This is a genomic window from Deinococcus sp., from assembly GCF_025362455.1.
Classification (GTDB): domain Bacteria; phylum Deinococcota; class Deinococci; order Deinococcales; family Deinococcaceae; genus Deinococcus.
The window spans coordinates 1-16,622 of the sequence record NZ_JANYGJ010000040.1 but is presented as its reverse complement, the minus strand read 5'-3'; the positions used below and the strand labels follow the sequence as shown (position 1 = coordinate 16,622).

Below are 16,622 nucleotides of genomic sequence, written 5' to 3'. Positions count from 1 at the left end.
CGAGAGCGGCACGTACCTTGCCTGGCCGCCTGGCCGCTTTCCCGACTGTGCGGGAATGGAGCGCAGGGCCGTATCACCCGGTTTTTTCTGACATATTGGCCTTTATGAAGTCGGCTACTGTTCAAAACGAGTCGTGGACCCTGACGGTGCTGCCGGAGCTGGGCGCCAGTATTCTCAATCTGCAAGCGGCCTCCGGGCGTCCGGTGATGCGCCCTGTGGACCCCGCTTCGGTCACCGCCAGCAGCGCCAGCGCCTCGTTCGCGCTGCTGCCCTACAGCAACCGCATTCGGGAGGCCCGCTTCGAGTTCGGCGGGCGGGCGGTGCAGCTCCGGCCCGGCCCAGGCGGCCACAACGTCCAGCACGGCGACGTGCGCAACCGGCCCTGGCAGGTGACTCAGAGCGCCGAGACGGCCCTGAGCTGCGCTTTCGACAGCCGGAACTTCGGCGATATCAACTGGCCCTGGGCCTTCACCGCCCAGCTCGACTACCGCCTGCACGGCCCGCACTTCGACATCGCCGTAACCCTGACCAACGTGGATCAGGTCGACATGCCCGCCGGGATGGGCCTGCACCCCTACTTCCAGCGGCTCCAGGGCGCTCAGGAGCCCACGGTGCAGTTCAACGCGGGCGGCTGGTATCAGGCCGACGCCTCGAATATCCCCGTTGACGGCGCCCAGAACGTTCCCCCGGAGCTGGAGTTCGCCCAGCCCCGCCCCATCGGCCCGGATCACCTCGACGCCGTGTTCGCCTCCTGGGACGGCACCGCCCGCCTGGCCTGGGAGGAGCGTGCCCTGACCATCACCGCCGACAACGTGTTTTCGCACCTGGTTATTTTTACGGCGCCCGACGGATCGCTGGCCATCGAGCCGGTCTCGCACGCCACCGACGCCTTTAATTTGAGTGCGCGGGGCGTGCTGGGCACCGATATGAAGGTGCTCTCGCCGGGGCAGTCGCTGGCCGGGGCCGTGCGGCTGACGCTGGAGGGGGCGTGGTGAATGGAGCGGGTGCATAAACTGGAGCGGGTGCATAAACTCGGTGCATAAATTTGACACCAAAGTAATACGGCGCTAACCTATAGGAATCAGCGGCCCGTGTGGTCGCTTTTTTCGTGCCTATCGGGTGCTGCGCTACTCTGAGCGCATGCCCACCGTCACCCTCAAGCACGTCTCGTTCCTGACCGCCGACGCCGACGCGGTGATCGCCTTTTACACCGGCCTGGGCGCCAGCCTCCAGAAAGACATGCGGGCTGAAGACGGTCTGCGCCGCGTCGTACTGGGTTACGCAGGCGGCGGCAAGCTGCAATTCTTCCAGATGACCGGCGAGGCGCCGCGCCCGCATCCGGCCTGGCCTGAACACATCGCCTTGCACCTGAGCGACCTGAACGCGAGCATCGAGCAGCTCAGACAATCAGGCGTCACCTTCTCCCGCGAGCTGACCCTCAGCCCCAGCGGCAACCCTATGGCCTTCGTCCTCGACCCGGACGGGCGGCAGGTAGAATTGCTTCAGGCGTAACAAAAGTCTAAGTATATCCTTGCTAACGTTTCGGGCTTCCGCTTCTTGGGCAGAACGGACGCGCCTGGGCACGCCTGCCCGCAAAAAGCGCTCCATCCCTCTCCTTCGGAGCTCTGCGAGTCCACTCCCGCCAGCGGGCAGGCCTCATACGGGTGCCGCTGTGCCCAAGAAGGACATACTTTCTTCCTCACTCGCTTCTTGGGCAGAACGGACGCGCCTGGGCACGCCTGCCCGCTCCGCTCGGTAAACCTAAAGCTTTACAAGGAGATACTTAAAACGAAAACAGGGCGACCTGTAAGCCGCCCCGCCTCGATTGCTCAATCCAGCTACGGTCCTTCCTTGTAGGCCCGGCTGGGATAGTAGTACTCCTGAAGCAGCAGTTTGCCCAGGGCGGCCAGCGGCACGGCCAGCAGGGCGCCCAGGATGCCGTAGACGGTCAGGCCGACCAGGATGGCAAAAATCACGGTGACGGGGTGCAGGTTGGTGGTCCGGCCCAGCACCATCGGGGAGAGGAAGTGGCCCTCGATCTGGTTGGCGGCGACGAATACGCCGATGACGATCAGCAGCTTGACCGTGACGGCGCCGCCCGCCGAGGCCGCCAGCAGCAGCGCCGGGGTGATGCCGATGATGACGCCCAGGTACGGCACGACGTTGAAGGCGCCCGCGATAAAGCCGATGGCCGGGGCGCTGGGAATGCCCGCAATCGCCAGCGCCAGGCCGATAAACACGCCCACGAAGGTGGCGATGATGAGCTGGCCCTTGAGATAGCCGCCCACCGCCCGGCCCACGTTGCCCGACAGGTCGAGGACGAACGGCTGCCAGGTGCGCGGAAACAGCCCCAGGAAGTTCGCCCCGATCTTCTCGTAGTCGATCATCATGTAGATGCTCATAATCAGCACGGCGATGGACTCGCCGAGAATACCCGCCACACTAAGCACCCCGCCGAGGAAGGCGCCGCTGTTGGCTCGCAAGTAGGGTAGGGCTTTTTCGATGTACGGCTGGAGAGTCTGTTGCAAGCCGACAGCTCCATTCTTGGTAATTTCAGTGATTTGTTTACTTACGTCCTGAAGGGCTGGAAAACGCTCGGTCAGGCTAACGAACCAGCCCTGGGTCAGCGCCAACTTGGTGAGGCGAGGTAGATCACTCACCAGTGTGGAGAGCTGGTTGAAGATGGTGACGAGCAGGCTAGACGCCAGCACCACCAGGCCGATTATGACAATCAGCGTCAGCAGCACACCGAAACCCCGGCCAATCTTGCGCTTTTCCAGCCAGACCAGCAGCGGGTGGGCCAGGTAGGCGATGACGTAGGCGATGATGCCCAGCGTGACCACATGCGACACCGAACCGAAAATCAGGTAGCCGACGTAGAGCAGGAGCAGAAAAACGACGGCCCGAACATAAGGATTGCGCCAGACGGATTGAAAGGCGTTGTCAGTGTGAATGGCAGTGGAGTTTATTTCGCTGCTGTTCACTTCACTGGGGTTGACGGCGCCGGGTTCTGCGGATGGTTGTGGGGGTGGGAGCACAGGGAGTTCCTCCGGGCTGCATCATAGCGGGCGCATCATAGAAGGCATAGTTGAGCAAGTTGAGTTTGTGTGGGCGGTCAAACCAGGCACAGTGAAGAGGATCTAAAGCCTGTGCTCAGAGCTGAAATCCAATCACGACCCTGAGCCTCAACAGACTTACGTGCGGCAGCGGCTCAGGGTTCCGTCCGGCCCCCTCAGTCCAGCGGCTTGCCCACTGCTCTGGGCGCCCGACTGCGACCCGTAAAAATAAGCGCCAGCACGGTAATCATGTAGGGCAGCGCCTGCACCAGCGTGTCGGGCAGCAGGTTGCCGCCGCCGAGCTTGATCGATAGTGCCTGCAAAAAGCCGAACAGCAGCGTGGCCGCGAAGACCCCCAGCGGCTTCCACTGACCGAAGATGAGGGCCGCCAGCGCGATGAAGCCCGCTCCGGCGCTGATGTTGCGCACGTAGGCGTCGAGGTTGCCGATGCTCAGGAACACGCCCGCCGTGCCCGCCAGCACGCCCGACAAAATCACGGCGCTGTAGCGGATGCGCCGCACGTTCACGCCCATGCTCGACGCCGCGCCGGGATGCTCGCCGCTGGCCCGCAGCCGCAGACCGTACGGCGTGCGGTAGATGACGTACCAGGTGAGGAGCACCATCAGCACGGCAAAATACACCGGCGGGCTGAACTTGAAGTCGCCCACGCCCCACAGTGGCAGAGCGTGCTCGACGGCGGGGCTCTCGTTGCTGGTGTTGTAGATGGCGGTCAGCACCACCGGGGGCACGCCCGTCGCCAGCAGATTGATGGCGGTGCCCGAAATCACCTGATCGGCCCGGTAGCGGATGCTCAAGACGGCGTGAATCCAGGCGACGAAGCCGCCGACCAGCATCCCGCCCAGCCAACCGGCCCAGGGAGCGGCGGCGCCCAGCGGCGCGTCGAGCTGCTTGGTGATGACCGCGCCCGCCAGTGCCCCAAAAATAATGAGGCCGTCAAGCGCGATGTTGACCACGCCGCTGCGCTCGGAGTACAGCCCGCCCAGGGCCGTGAGCAGCAGCGGCACCGTCGAGCGGACGAAGGTGACGGCAAAGGTGACGCTCAGCAGCGAGAGGAAAAATTCGATCATGATTTACCTCCCTGGCTGCTGTCTTCTTTGGCCCCGATGTCCTCGCCATCATCCGCTTTGAGCGACTGGGTGTTGAGGTGGGCGCCCAGGTTGGGCAGCGGCGTGCTGGGCGGCGTGGTGGGCGGCGGCGAGCTGGCACCGTGTCCGGCGGCCTTCTCCAGCTCCGGTGGCGGCGCATCGGTGACGCGGCGGCTCAGGAAGCCCCCGGCGGCGATGAACAGCACGATCAGGGCCTTGAGCACCGTCACGATGTCCTTGTTCACCTTGTCGAGCACCCGGTCCACCGTCACGCCGCCGGTATCGACGGTGCCGAACAGCACGGCGGCGGCCACCACCCCGGCGGGCGTGTTCTGACCCATCAGCGCCACGGCGATGCCGTCAAAGCCCACGTTCACCGGCATGTTGGTCTTCAGTCGGTACTCGTCGAGCGCCCCGCCGATGGTGTAGTGGGTCGAGGCCAGGCCCATCAGGGCGCCGGATAAGGTCATGGCCAGAATGGTGTTTTTGCCGACGCTGATGCCGCCGTACTCGGCTGCCGCCGGACTCAGCCCCACCGCCCGCAGCGCGTAACCGGTGGCGGTGCGCCACAGCAGCACGCCGACCAGCACGGCACCGGCCAGCGCGATCAGAAAAGAAGTGTTGAGCAGGCTGGCGCCGAAGGTCCCCGTCACCGGCACGCCCACCGTGCGCCAGGTCGCCGCGCCCACGATCAAGCCCGCACCGAGGGCGATCCACAGCCGCGCCCGGACCCGCCGCAGTCCGAAGTACAGCGCCGCGAAGGTCAGCAGCGCCAGCACCGGCCCCAGCGAGAACAGCGTTTCACCGCCGCGCGAGAAGCTCAGCAGCTCCGAGATACGCGACAGCCGGGCCGATTCCGGAAATTCCAGACTCTTGGCCTCCGAGCCCCCGGCTTTGAAGGGCAGGCCGAAGGTCTTGCCGAAAAAGGGAAAACTGTTGGCGCCCAGCAGAAAAATAAAGATAGCCGAGGCGATGTAATTGAGCATGATGGTATTGATGACCTCGCTGGAGCCGAAGCGGGCCTTGAGCAAGCCCGGAATGGCGCCCCAGAGTGCGCCGCCAAAGGCTGCGGCGATCACCGTGGCCGGAATCAGCAGCGCGGCGGGCAGCGGAACATAAATGCCCACCAGCATGGCGAAGATGCCGCCCAGCGTCAGTTGACCGGGGCCGCCGATGTTGAACAGCCCCGCCCGGAAGGCGAAGGCCACGCCCAGGCCGGTAAAGATCAGCGGCGTGGCCAGTTTCAGCGAATCGAACAGGCCGCCCAGGTTGCTGATCGGCGCGAACAGCGTGGTGTAGACGTACCACACCACGTCCAGCTTGCCTGAAAACAGCTCGCCGAGGCTGAGTGCGCGGTTCAGGGCGTTCGGCGCGGGCTGCACCACCAGCACGACCACGGCGCCGACGGCAATCGCCAGCGCAATCGCCACGACGGGCACCAGCAGGCTGCGGAGGCGGTTCAGGCGCTCCCACCAGGCCGGGTACCTGCTCAGGCCAGCGAAGGTGCCCACCAGCCCGGCCAGCGCGGGCAAAAACAGCCCCAGATGCACGCCGCCGCTTTGCCAGGGGATGCGCCGGGGCCGCACGCCCTGGGCGACCAGTTCGGCGGTGGCCGCGCCCAGCGAGCCGTTGAACAGGATGATCCCCGCCACACCGACAATGAGCGTGAGGAGTGCGGCGATCCACAGCCAGGGAGAGCGGCGCAGGGCGGCCATGACGGTCAGAATCAGCGCCGCCAGCGTGGCCCAGCCGACGGCCAGCGCGCTCGCCACGCTCGGCTGGTTCTCGAACGCGGCGCCGGTAAAGTTGATCACTCCGGCGGGAAAGCGTTGCAGCAGCGCCTGGGCGTCGGAGTTGCGGCTGAGGGTGCCATAGGGAAACACGAACAGACCGGCGAGGGCCACCACAGCGAAGATCAGGCTCAGGCGCGCTGCGACGAGCGAGGGTTGCGCCGGAGCGGGCGGCACGGAATCAAGCATCGTTGCATTCTAAAGGAGCCTGTGAGGTCCGTGTGCCGCCCCGGCGCCCGGTGAGCAGCACCTTATACGGCCCTGCGCTCCATTCCCGCACAGTCGGGAAAGCGGCCAGGCGGCGAGGCAAGGTACGTGCCGCTCTCGCCAAGACGCCCGGTAGGTGCATCGTCGTGAACGGACGCCCATCAAGGCGCCACTCCTCCCGTTCTGGACAAGACGCGCCGCCTGCACGTCTGCCCCCGCACAGGGCCGTACACAGGGCCGTACTTTCTCCCACTCCCGTTCTTGTCCAGGGCAGCGCCGATGACGACGCTTGGACGCTTGGTCGGACCTGAGCCCCTATTTCATACGGGATTTCATACGGGATTCAATCGGAGACTGTATTTAGCTCACCTTCACCTACCGGTGCCTGGCACCAGCCTGCTATCTTTGGGGCGCTATGGAACGAACCTTCGCCATGATTAAGCCCGACGGTGTGAGCCGGGGCCTGACGCCTGAACTTCTCGCCCGCATCCAGCGCAAGGGCTACCGACTGGTGGGCCTCAAGCAGATGGTGATCTCGCGTGAGGTCGCGCAGACCCACTACGCCGAACACAAAGAGCGCCCCTTTTTCGGCAGCCTGGTGGACTTCATCACGGGTGGCCCGGTGGTGGCGATGGCCCTGGAAGGCGAGAACGCCGTCGCCGGTTGGCGGGCCATGATGGGCGCCACCAACCCAGAGAGCGCCGCGCCCGGCACGGTGCGGGCCGACTTCGCCACCACCACCCAGGAAAACATCACCCACGGCTCCGACAGCCCGGAGAGCGCCGAGCGCGAGCTGAAGCTGTTTTTTAGCGAGAGTGAACTGCTGAAGTAGCGTCAGGTCAGATTGGAAGGGCCTTTTCTCATTACTTCTTGCAGGTCAGGTTCACCCGGAAGCTGGGGTCGGGCACGCTGTAGGGCTGGTCGGTTTTGCTGACGTACTGGGTGTTGATCCGCATGATGAACTTGGCCGGAGCCTGAGCCGCCTGCTCCGGCGTGCTGTCGTCGTCGGGCCAGAACTTGAAGGTGTAGGTGAACAGCCCGGCCTGGGGCATGGTGCGGTCGGCGAAATCGTTGAGGGTGTAATTGGTGCGCCAGATGCCGGTGTTGCCGTCGGCAGCCGCCAGGGTATAGGCGCCGCTGGTGGTGCTCAGGCCGGTGGCGTAGACGTACTGGGGGCGCGGGGTGCCGTTGCGCATCTCCAGCGTCACCAGGTAGCCGGGTTTGCCTTCCACCGTGGCTGCGCTCAGGCTGCTGACTTTGAAGCGCCACACGCCGTTGAACAGCGTCTCGCCGACGCAGCCTTCCAGCGCGGCGAGCTGATTGGCGCCGCCTCTGCCGCTGATGACAGGCGCAGCCGCCACCTTCCCGCCTGGCAGCGTGCGCAGCGTCAGGCTCAGGCTGCTGGAGGTGGTGGTGGCACTCGCTCCGGCGGCGGTCAGGGCGCCGAGCGGCACGTAGGTCTGGCCGCCCACGACGATGGCGCTCACGCTGCTGCTCTCGCCGTTGACGCTCAATTTCAAATTGGTCTGGGCCAGACTCAGGGGCGAAATGAGCATCAGGGCGAGGGCAAATGCCGAGGTGGATCTCTTCATGTCGCTTCTCCCGGCGCCGCGTCAGGGCGCATCTGACCGGCAGAGTAGATAAACAGGTGTCAAAAACCCGTCGAAGTAGGAAAGCGGTGCTCTGGACGCCGCGCCTGAGCGCACGTACGTGCCGCCTATGATGCCCGCGTGACCTCTGCCGCCTCTCGACTGGCTGTCCCGGCTGGCGCATCTGTTACGCGGCGGGGCAGCCACCGACATGGCGGATTTTGAAGAGGTGCTACGGCTTGGGGCGCTACTGGAAAGCCGGAAGTGGGCAGTGGGTGGAATGGGTGCGGCTGAGTTTCGCGGTGCTCTGTTCCGGCACGGCTCACGCAGAGGTCAACGACAAGATCGGTAGCGTGGGGACGATGCACGGCTGTGGACGCTGACCGACGCCACGATTGCCAATCGGTGCTTCGGCACCCTCCAAGACTTGACCGACACCCTCGGACAGCGCTGTGTCTGGCTTGAGACGCGACCCGACCTCCTGACGCGCCAGACCCTCTTTCATTGGTGGCCGTTGTCAATGAATTAAATATGTCCTTGTAAAGCTTTAGGTTTACCGAGCGGAGCGGGCAGGCGTGCCCAGGCGCGTCTGTTCTGTCCAAGAAGCGGAAGCCCGAAACGTTAGCAAGGAGATACTTAATCGGAGTTGGTATCACTCCTGTCACCGGCTGGCGGCGCCGCGTCTTTTCCATCAGCGGCCATTCGCCTTGCCCACAAGCCACACGCTACAGGCCACAAGCTGTCGCACAAGCCGCCTCCCCGTCACTTTTCCTGAGTGCCCTCATGTTAAGATTGTGCTTAGCGTCGACGCCACAAAAGGCACGGCGGCCCCTGAGGTGCTATGAACGTGGACTACTACGAACTGCTGAGCGTGACGCGCACGGCCAGCGGCGACGAAATCAAAAGCTCGTACCGCAAGCTGGCGCTCAAATTCCATCCGGACCGCAACAAGGAGCCGGGCGCCGCCGCGCAGTTCGCCAAGATCAACGAGGCGTATTCGGTGCTCAGCGACGACGAGAAGCGCGCCCACTACGACCGCTTCGGCAGTGCGCCCAGCGCTTCCGGCATGCCGGGCGGCGACCCCTTTGGCCAGGCGGGTTTCGACCCGATGGACATTTTCGAGCAACTCTTTGGCGGCGCGGTCGGTGGGCGTGGACGGCGTGGCCCGGCACGCGGCGAGGACATCGAAACCGAGGTGCGCGTCACGCTGGAGCAGGCCCGCGTCGGGGCCGAGGTGCCGGTGGACGTGGACCGCCTGAGTACGTGCGAGCACTGCCACGGCCAGAAGTCCGAGCCCGGTGGCAAGCTGCCCAAGACCTGCTCGACCTGCAAGGGTGCCGGTCAGGTTCAGGCCCAGGCCCGCACCATCTTCGGCAACATCATGACCCAGCAAGTCTGCCCGACCTGCCGGGGCGAGGGCCAAATTATTGAGGAGCCCTGCAAGGTCTGCCGGGGCCGGGGCCGCACCCTCAAGGCCGAGACGGTCAAGGTGGCGCTCCCCAAAGGCATCGACGAGGGCTACCGCATCCGGGTGGCCGCTATGGGCAACGAGGGACCGGGCGGCGCGGGCGATCTGTACGTCCACATCGAGATGGAAAAGCACCCCAGCCTCCAGCGCGAGGCCGAGCATCTGGTGTTTCCGGCCAAGATCAGCTTTCCGGTGGCGGCCCTGGGCGGCAGGGTCAGCGTGCCCACCCTCGACGGCCCCCAGATGGTGGAGGTCAAGGCCGGAACCCAGCACGGCGAGTTGCAGCGGCTGCGCGGCCAGGGCATGCCCCGCCTCCAGGGCAGCGGCAGCGGCGACCTGGTGGTCGTCTACGAGGTCGTGGTGCCCAAGACCTTCACGCCCGAAGCCCGCGAGGCTCTGGCCGCCTACGCCCAGGCGACGGGCGAAGAGGTGCCGGAGCAGCACGGCTTTTTCGACAAGATCGGCAAGAAGATCTTCGGGCGGGAGTGATACGGGATTAAAAAGAACCACATGCATGGGGCGGGTCTGCTGCCCGGTGGTTCCCCTCGCCCCGCTGCTCCGCAGCACCCCTCTCCCGCAAGGGGCGAGGGGTCAACAACGTGTCGCCGCAATAGTTGGGAATCAAGTTAATCTCGTATGAGGTTTGGGGGGATGGTTGCCCCAGGTTCTGAATCTCAACCTCACCAACAAAGCCAAAGCGCCCGCCTCCAACTATTCAGAAGGGCGGGCGCTTCCTGATGGCCTAGCCTTGCCGCCCCTCGCCCTCCTCCAGCACACCGCCTTCCAGATCGTGAACGCGCCCGTGTTCGACCCACCAGCAGCGGGTGGCGACGCGGCTGACCAGTTGGCGGTCATGCGAGGCGAAGATCAGCGTGCCCTGGTACGCCTCCAGCACATCTTCGAGCGCTTCAATCGCCGCTGCGTCGAGGTGGTTGGTCGGTTCGTCGAGCACCAGAAGCTGCGTCGTGCTCAGGCTCAGGCGGGCCAGCGCCAGCCGGGTGAGCTGACCACCCGACAGATCGGCCAGGCGGTGATGTAGGTCGCGTGGCAGACCGAGGCGGGCCAGCGCGGCGTACATCTGCTGAGGGGTCAACCGTTCGTCCACGGCCAGTAGGGCGCCTTGCTGAGTCTCGAAGGGAGCCAGTTCCTCGTGCCCCTGTCCGGCCCACTGCACCGTCAGGCTGCCCAGCCGCATCTGCCCGCCAGCCACCGGATGCTGTCCCAGAACGGTTCGCAGCAGCGTACTCTTGCCACTGCCGTTCGGCCCGATCAGCGCGATTTTCTCCCCGTGCCGGACATGCAAATTCAGCTCGCTCAGGATGACGCTTGGGCCGTGCCGGATCTCCAGATCACTCAGCGCCAGCACGTCGTTGGGTCCATGCTCGCCGCTGCGAAGCTGAACGGCGACTCGGTGGCGCTCGGTCAGCAGGCGTTCGGGGGCTTCCATTCGGTCCAGCCGTTTTTCCAGTGCCTTGGCCCGGCGGGCCAGCGTCAGGGCCACGTCCTGCGCCCGGTTCTTGGCCGACATCGGGCTACCCGACTTCTTGCGCCGGGGGTTGTAGCGGTCGGTGCTGGCCGCTCGCTGCTTGACCGCCAACTGCTCGTGCTCCAGGGCGCTCACCTTGCGCTGGTGGGCCTTGAATTGCCGCTCCCGCGCTTCACGCAGGGTTTCTTTGACGGCCATCGCCTCCGTGTAGTTGCCAGCATATTCACGCAGCTCGCCGCGTTCCAGCTCACAGCAGCGCGTCACCGTCGCGTCCAGAAAGGCCCGGTCGTGTGAGACGATCAGGAAAGCGGCGGAGCTGGCCTGGACCCAGCCTTCCAGCCAGGCCAGGCTCGGCCAGTCGAGGTGGTTGGTCGGTTCGTCGAGCAGGTAGGTCTGGGCCGGGGTCAGCAGCAGTTGGGCCAGCAGGGCGCGGCGCCGTTGACCGCCGGAAAGCTGGGCGGTGGTCCAGGCCGGGTCGAGGTGCAGGGCGCCCAGAGCCTCGGCGGCCCGCTGCTCGAAATTGTAGCCGCCGAGCAGCCGGTAGGTTTCCTCGGCGGCGGCGTAGGCGTTCAGGTGGTTGGATGTAGGGTCGGCCAGCTTCGCCCCGCACTTTTGCATCTGGTCCAGCGCCGCCTTCAAGCGGGCCGGGCGGATGGCCTCCAGCAAGGATTCCCCTGGCAGTTCACCGAGTTGCGCCAGATACGCCAGCGAGCCCGTCGTGGACACTGTGCCAGCCGTAGGCGTCAGCGAGCCCTCGATCAGCCGCAAGAGCGTAGATTTGCCGCTGCCGTTGCGCCCCAGCAGGGCCACGCGGTCTGCGGCGTGGAGTTCAAAGTTGACATCTCGGAACAGCCCGGTGTCTCCAAACGACATGGAGGCGTGGCTGATGACAACGCTCACAACAGCTCACCTCGATTCAGGTCAGGCCGACATGCATAGGGCACGTCGAGGCTTCAGACGGTATCGGTAGGGAGTTAGCGTGTCCGGTATGAGTTCATAATTCTGGTATCAGGGTAGCACGGGCGCTGTGGCCCCGCTGGTTCAGGGCGTGGGCGTCAACCTCACTTACTCCACCACCCGCGCCGCCCCGTCCGCACCGATGAACAGGCGCGGCGTGCCCAGGGCAACGTCCAGCGTCAGCGTCCCCAGGTACGTCTGCAACTCCGCTGACAGCTCACTGACCCTCAGCGGTGTGTGCGGCCAGGCGACCAGGCGGTAGTGACCTGGCTGCCCCGCCAACGCCTCGTACACGTAGGCGCCGCGTTGCTGCGGCCCGGCCAGGTGCAGGTCGAAGCCGCCCGCCGGGGCGTTGACGGCCTCGCGTTCCGGCAGCGTGTCGAGGGCCACGTGCAGCCGCTCCAGCCATTCCTCGCTGGCGAGCGCGGCCTGGGGCACGCTGCTGTCGCCGACGGCCAGGAACTGCCCGATGTGTCCGGCAGCGTCGCGGGCGAACCAGTCGAACTCCACGCCGGTTATTTCCTCTCTGGTGATGATGGTGTGCAGCTCTGGTCCAACTCCCTCTTCCACCATCATTGACCGGCGCCCAGCGCGGCGTTCACGACCTGCTCGGCCTCGCGCATGACGGCTGCCAAATGCTCCTCGCCCCTCCAGCTCTCGGCGTAGATTTTGTAGATGTCCTCGGTGCCGCTGGGCCGCGCCGCGAACCAGGCGAAATCGGTGGTGACCTTCAGCCCGCCGATAGGCTCGTCGTTGCCGGGTGCGCGGGTCAGTTTGGCGGTGATCGGGTCGCCCGCCAGCACCGTCGCCGTGACCTGTTCGGGGCTGAGGCTGCTCAGAATCTGTTTGGCTGCGCTGCTCGCCGGGGCGTCGGCGCGGCTGTAGGCGCTGGTGCCAAACTGCTCACTCAGCTCGGCGAAGTGCTGAGACGGACTCCTGCCGGTCACGGCCATGATCTCGGCGGCCAGCAGCCCCATGATGAGGCCGTCCTTGTCGGTGCTCCAGGGCGAGCCGTCACGGCGCAGAAAACTGGCCCCCGCCGATTCCTCGCCGCCGAAGCCGAGGCTGCCGGTCAGCAGGCCGTCCACGAAGTATTTGAAGCCCACCGGCACCTCTACCAGCTTGCGGCCCAGATCATCCGCCACCTTGTCGATCAGGCTGCTCGACACCAGCGTTTTGCCCACGCCAGCACCGGCAGGCCAGCCGGGGCGGTGCGAAAACAGGTAGTGGATGGCGACGGCCAGGTAATGGTTCGGGTTCATCAGGCCGCCCTCGGTCACGATGCCGTGCCGGTCCGCGTCGGGGTCGTTGCCGATGGCCACGTCGAAGTCATTTTTGAGGGCCAGCAAACTCGCCATCGCATACGGGCTGGAGCAGTCCATCCGGATCTTGCCGTCCCTGTCCACCGACATGAAGGCGAAGGCCGGGTCGACGCGCTCATTCACGATGCTGAGCTTGAGGTTCCACCTAGCTTTAATGGCTTCCCAGACCGGCAGGCTGCTGCCGCCCAGCGGATCGACCCCGATGCTGACGCCCGCAGTGCGAATGGCCTCGATGTCCACCACCTGCGGCAACTGCTCGACGTAGGGCGTGATGAAATCGAACTCCGTCGACCCGGCTTTCGCCTGCGCGTAGCTGACCATCTTCACGTCCGCGTTGCCCGCCCTCAGCAGCTCGTTGGCGCGGTTTTGCACGCCTTTCGTGACGTCCGTATCGGCGGGGCCACCGCTGGGCGGGTTGTACTTGAAACCGCCGTCCTGCGGGGGATTGTGGCTGGGCGTGATGACGATGCCGTCGGCCTGTTGTGAATGTCCGGCTCGGTTGTACCCCAGAATCGCGTGGCTGATGAGCGGCGTGGGTGTGTAGTCGCCGCCCTTGGACCGCTGCACGTTCACGCCGCCCGCGACCAGCACCCGCAGGGCCGTGGCCAGCGCCGCCTCGCTGAGCGCGTGGGTGTCGGCGCCGATGTACAGCGGCCCGCGAATGCCCGCCTGTGCGCGGTACTCGGCCACCGCCTGCGAGATGGCCATGATGTGCGCCTCGGTGAACGAAGCCTCCAGGCTGCTGCCCCGGTGCCCGCTGGTGCCGAAGGCGACCGCCTGCGCCGGGTCGGTGACGTCGGGCGTGCGCTCGTAGTAGTTGGTCAGCAGCAGCGGAATATTGGTCAGGATGCGCTGCGGAGCAATCTTGCCTGCCAGTTCGGAAATCGCCATGTCACAGAGTCTGTCACAGAGTCTGGCGGGCGCGGCTTCCTGAGCGAAGCTTGAACCCGGTTGAATCCAGACCGGGACACTTTCCAGCCCAGGTCTGCTTTAAGCTGCTGTCATGCGCGAGTTCTGGGATTACTGGTGGCGACTATTCAAACTGATCGCCGGATCGGTGGCCATACCGCTCCTTCTGTACCTGCTGCTGTTGTGGGCCGGGGTGTTCAAATAGCCTGACTGGAACGGGAATAGTTAACCCCCCCCCAGTGGAGGAAGCAGATGTGCTGACAGGTCTCGCGTTTCATGCGGTTATGATGAGCGCATGAAAAACGACGCGGCGACGATCAAGGCTGGACTCCGGATTGTGACGATTGGGCTGATCGTGTTGATGGTACTGGCAGCCCTGGACCTGCTCGGTGGGTTGCTGACGAGCGGCGGTCTGATACCGATTGGCCGGTTTGCTCTGACTGCCTGGATTTGCTGGAGCGTCTACAGCGGCAAGGTCTGGGCCAGAATCATCCTGGCCTTTCTGCTGGTGGTCGGGGGCGTCATGACGGTGCTTTCGGCGGTCGGTGGAGGTGATTTCGCTCCATTTTTCGGTTTGATCGGTATTCTCGATATTGCCGGTGCCATCGGTTTGTTCGTCATTCCGCAGGTAAACGCCTACCTGGAATATGCGGCGGCCCAGACCCAGTAATGGCCCAGACCCAGTAATTTCGGGTCAGTTATCCCACTCAACTGTCCCTCTCAACTAGCCCACTCAACTGTCCCACTCAACAAAAAGCAGGCCACCCACGCGGGCAGCCTGCTCGTTCAGTTTCTGACGCTCAGACGAACTGACCGCCGTGGCGCGTCGCAGCGGCCTGCACCACGTCGTTCGGCACCGAGTCCTCGACGGCGATGGCGCGGCCACCGGTATTCATGGTCTGGCTCATGCGGTCATAGTGGTCGTCGCTGACGTGGTAGCCGGTCTCGTCCACGCCCGCCGCGCCGCCGATAGCGCCCACGCCCGCGCCCACACCGGAGCCCAGCGCCGCCATGCCCAGGATGACCGGCAGGGCCAGCCCGCCCGTCGCCACCGTCGCGGCTGTGGCGACCACGGTGGCGACCACGCCCGCCACGGCTCCGGCCACCAGGCCCACGCCCGTGCCCTTGACGGCGCCCTCGCCCGCGTCCTCGGCAGTGCCGCCGCCCATGACCGCCGTGTCCGTGTTGATGGTGCCTGTGCCCATATCACTGTTCTGGCGGTTCACCGAGCGGTTGCCCATCTCAGGACGGATGACGCCCTGCGATTGGAGGTCCTGAACGAAGGCGTCGGCCTGTGCCACGGTCGGAAAGATGAGGTGTTTCATGCGGTACAGTCTGCGTGAGTGGTGGAATGTGTAGATGAGAACACAATCAAGCTGAGTTACGAAAAGGGGGCAGTAGACATCAGTTGTGAAGAATTCTTGATAATTAGACTCACGGTTGTGGCGAATCTGATGTTGTCGTAAATAGTAGACATTTCAGCCCAGTTTTCTTGAAGTGACCTTGCGGTAAGCTTGATTTAGGTTAATTTGTTCATTTGGATTCCCGGCACCCTGTCTGGTGTTCGAGTACAGCGACGTTGCCCCCGGCGCGGGGGAGGGGCCACAGGAAGCGCCGCGCCGTATGCTGGGCAGATGAAGCGCCTGACCCTGATGGCCTGCCTGCTGCTCGTTCCCCTGCCGCTGGGCGCCTGTGCTCCGGCGGCACAAACCGGCGCCAGCGCGGGCACCACCAGGCGCAGCGCCGTACCCAACGCCATCACCACCTTGAGTATCTCCTTGTCAAGCTTTAGCTTTACCGAGCGGAGCGAGTGAGGAAGAAAGTATGTCCTGGCGGGAGTGGAGGGATGGAGCGCTTTTTGCGGAAGCCCGAAACGTTAGCAAGGACATACTTGGCGCGGGGTGATCTCCGGGCCACGCTGGTCTACTATCCCGGCGCCAGGGTCAAGCCGGAGGCCTACCGCTGGCTGGGCGAAGCGCTGGCCCCCTCCGGCATCCAGACCGTGATTGTGCGTTTTCCGCTGGACCTGGCGCTGCTCTCACCCAACCGCGCCGACGACGTGCTGGCGCGGCTTCCGGCAGGGGAGGAGCTGTTCCTGGCCGGGCATAGCCTGGGGGGCGCGGTGGCGGCCCAGTACGCCGGGAGCAACCCCAGCCGGATCAAGGGCCTGATCCTGATGGGTGCGTACCCGGCCAACACTGTCAGCTTGCGCGACTCGAAGCTGCGGGTGCTCGATCTGCTGGCCGGGCGCGACGGCGTGGCGACCCCGCAGGAAGTCGAGGCCGGACTGCCCCGTTTGCCCGCCAGCACGCAACTGGTGCGGCTCCCCGGCGCGGTGCATTCTTACTTTGGCCGCTACGGTCCCCAGAGAGGCGACGGCACGCCAGCCGCGAGGCCACCGAGGCGCTGATCGTGGAGAACGTGCGTGCCTTTGTGCTGGCGAAGTAGTCGTCTTACCAGGGTGTGCCCAAGAAGCGGCCTAGCGTCGCCAGCGGCGCTGTTCAGGCCAAGAAGCGGCCTAGCGTCGCCAGCGGCGCTGTTCAGGCCAAGAAGCGGCCTAGCGTCGCCAGCGGCGCTGTTCAGGCCAAGACGCGGCCTAGCGTCGCCAGCGGCGCTGTTCAGGCCAAGACGCGGGCAGGCGTGCCCAGGCGGACTTGCAAAGCTCCGCAGGAGAGGAGTGGCATCCTCATGGGGACGAGTGGCGTCCTCATGGGCGTCCGTTCACGAGGACA

General features: G+C 65.1%; 16 protein-coding genes. 8 read left to right on the top strand and 8 right to left on the bottom strand.

Features of this window, described 5'->3' with window-relative positions; translation table 11 throughout:
* The first annotated feature begins 104 nt into the window (after positions 1-104).
* Together Q0R23_RS02745 and Q0R23_RS02740 are read left to right on the top strand one after the other, a co-directional pair.
* A complete protein-coding gene (locus Q0R23_RS02745; RefSeq protein ID WP_293910120.1) occupies positions 105-995 on the top strand; it encodes an aldose 1-epimerase in 891 nt (296 codons plus the stop codon).
* Between the two features lie 145 nt (positions 996-1,140).
* Positions 1,141-1,512 (top strand): VOC family protein, encoded by a 372-nt coding sequence (locus tag Q0R23_RS02740; RefSeq protein WP_293910118.1) that lies wholly within the window; start codon positions 1,141-1,143, stop codon positions 1,510-1,512.
* A 326-nt stretch (positions 1,513-1,838) separates the two neighbouring features.
* On the opposite strand, the gene Q0R23_RS02735 is transcribed toward Q0R23_RS02740, so the two are convergent.
* The 3 genes from Q0R23_RS02735 to Q0R23_RS02725 form a co-directional block, all read right to left on the bottom strand.
* Positions 1,839-3,038, bottom strand: coding sequence for an AI-2E family transporter (locus tag Q0R23_RS02735; RefSeq protein ID WP_293910116.1), 1,200 nt, complete (start codon positions 3,036-3,038; stop codon positions 1,839-1,841).
* Positions 3,039-3,232: 194 nt separating this feature from the next.
* Entirely contained in the window at positions 3,233-4,144 is a 912-nt protein-coding gene (locus Q0R23_RS02730) for an ABC transporter permease (RefSeq protein ID WP_293910114.1), read from the bottom strand.
* Entirely contained in the window at positions 4,141-6,141 is a 2,001-nt protein-coding gene (locus tag Q0R23_RS02725; RefSeq protein WP_293910112.1) for an ABC transporter permease, read from the bottom strand. The genes Q0R23_RS02730 and Q0R23_RS02725 overlap by 4 nt, the downstream gene beginning before the upstream one ends.
* A gap of 433 nt (positions 6,142-6,574) precedes the next feature.
* Between Q0R23_RS02725 and ndk the strand changes: the two genes are divergently transcribed.
* Entirely contained in the window at positions 6,575-6,991 is a 417-nt protein-coding gene (gene ndk, locus Q0R23_RS02720; protein ID WP_293910110.1) for a nucleoside-diphosphate kinase, read from the top strand.
* Between the two features lie 31 nt (positions 6,992-7,022).
* On the opposite strand, the gene Q0R23_RS02715 is transcribed toward ndk, so the two are convergent.
* Positions 7,023-7,751, bottom strand: a complete 729-nt coding sequence (locus Q0R23_RS02715; protein ID WP_293910108.1) for a hypothetical protein — start codon at positions 7,749-7,751, stop codon at positions 7,023-7,025.
* Between the two features lie 218 nt (positions 7,752-7,969).
* Between Q0R23_RS02715 and Q0R23_RS02710 the strand changes: the two genes are divergently transcribed.
* Complete coding sequence (locus tag Q0R23_RS02710; protein ID WP_293910106.1) at positions 7,970-8,131, top strand: hypothetical protein; 162 nt, start codon at positions 7,970-7,972, stop codon at positions 8,129-8,131.
* A 464-nt stretch (positions 8,132-8,595) separates the two neighbouring features.
* On the top strand, positions 8,596-9,705 hold the full coding sequence (gene dnaJ / locus Q0R23_RS02705) for a molecular chaperone DnaJ (protein WP_293910156.1): 1,110 nt from the start codon (positions 8,596-8,598) through the stop codon (positions 9,703-9,705).
* 253 nt (positions 9,706-9,958) lie between these two features.
* Here the strand turns inward: dnaJ and Q0R23_RS02700 are convergent, their stop codons facing one another.
* From Q0R23_RS02700 to pgm, 3 genes are all read right to left on the bottom strand, one after another.
* Entirely contained in the window at positions 9,959-11,602 is a 1,644-nt protein-coding gene (locus Q0R23_RS02700) for an ABC-F family ATP-binding cassette domain-containing protein (protein ID WP_293910104.1), read from the bottom strand.
* Between the two features lie 165 nt (positions 11,603-11,767).
* Entirely contained in the window at positions 11,768-12,235 is a 468-nt protein-coding gene (locus Q0R23_RS02695) for a hypothetical protein (RefSeq protein ID WP_293910102.1), read from the bottom strand.
* Positions 12,232-13,872: a phosphoglucomutase (alpha-D-glucose-1,6-bisphosphate-dependent) gene (gene pgm, locus Q0R23_RS02690; RefSeq protein WP_293910100.1), complete on the bottom strand. Its 1,641-nt coding sequence runs from the start codon at positions 13,870-13,872 to the stop codon at positions 12,232-12,234. The genes Q0R23_RS02695 and pgm overlap by 4 nt, the downstream gene beginning before the upstream one ends.
* A gap of 313 nt (positions 13,873-14,185) precedes the next feature.
* Here pgm and Q0R23_RS02685 point away from each other — a divergent pair, with 313 nt between their 5' ends.
* Entirely contained in the window at positions 14,186-14,560 is a 375-nt protein-coding gene (locus tag Q0R23_RS02685; protein WP_293910098.1) for a hypothetical protein, read from the top strand.
* A 130-nt stretch (positions 14,561-14,690) separates the two neighbouring features.
* On the opposite strand, the gene Q0R23_RS02680 is transcribed toward Q0R23_RS02685, so the two are convergent.
* On the bottom strand, positions 14,691-15,215 hold the full coding sequence (locus Q0R23_RS02680; protein WP_293910096.1) for a hypothetical protein: 525 nt from the start codon (positions 15,213-15,215) through the stop codon (positions 14,691-14,693).
* A gap of 309 nt (positions 15,216-15,524) precedes the next feature.
* On the opposite strand from Q0R23_RS02680, the gene Q0R23_RS02675 reads away from it, so the two are divergent.
* A complete protein-coding gene (locus Q0R23_RS02675; RefSeq protein WP_293910094.1) occupies positions 15,525-15,704 on the top strand; it encodes a hypothetical protein in 180 nt (59 codons plus the stop codon).
* 77 nt (positions 15,705-15,781) lie between these two features.
* On the top strand, positions 15,782-16,300 hold the full coding sequence (locus Q0R23_RS02670; RefSeq protein ID WP_293910092.1) for an alpha/beta fold hydrolase: 519 nt from the start codon (positions 15,782-15,784) through the stop codon (positions 16,298-16,300).
* Positions 16,301-16,622 lie beyond the last annotated feature (322 nt).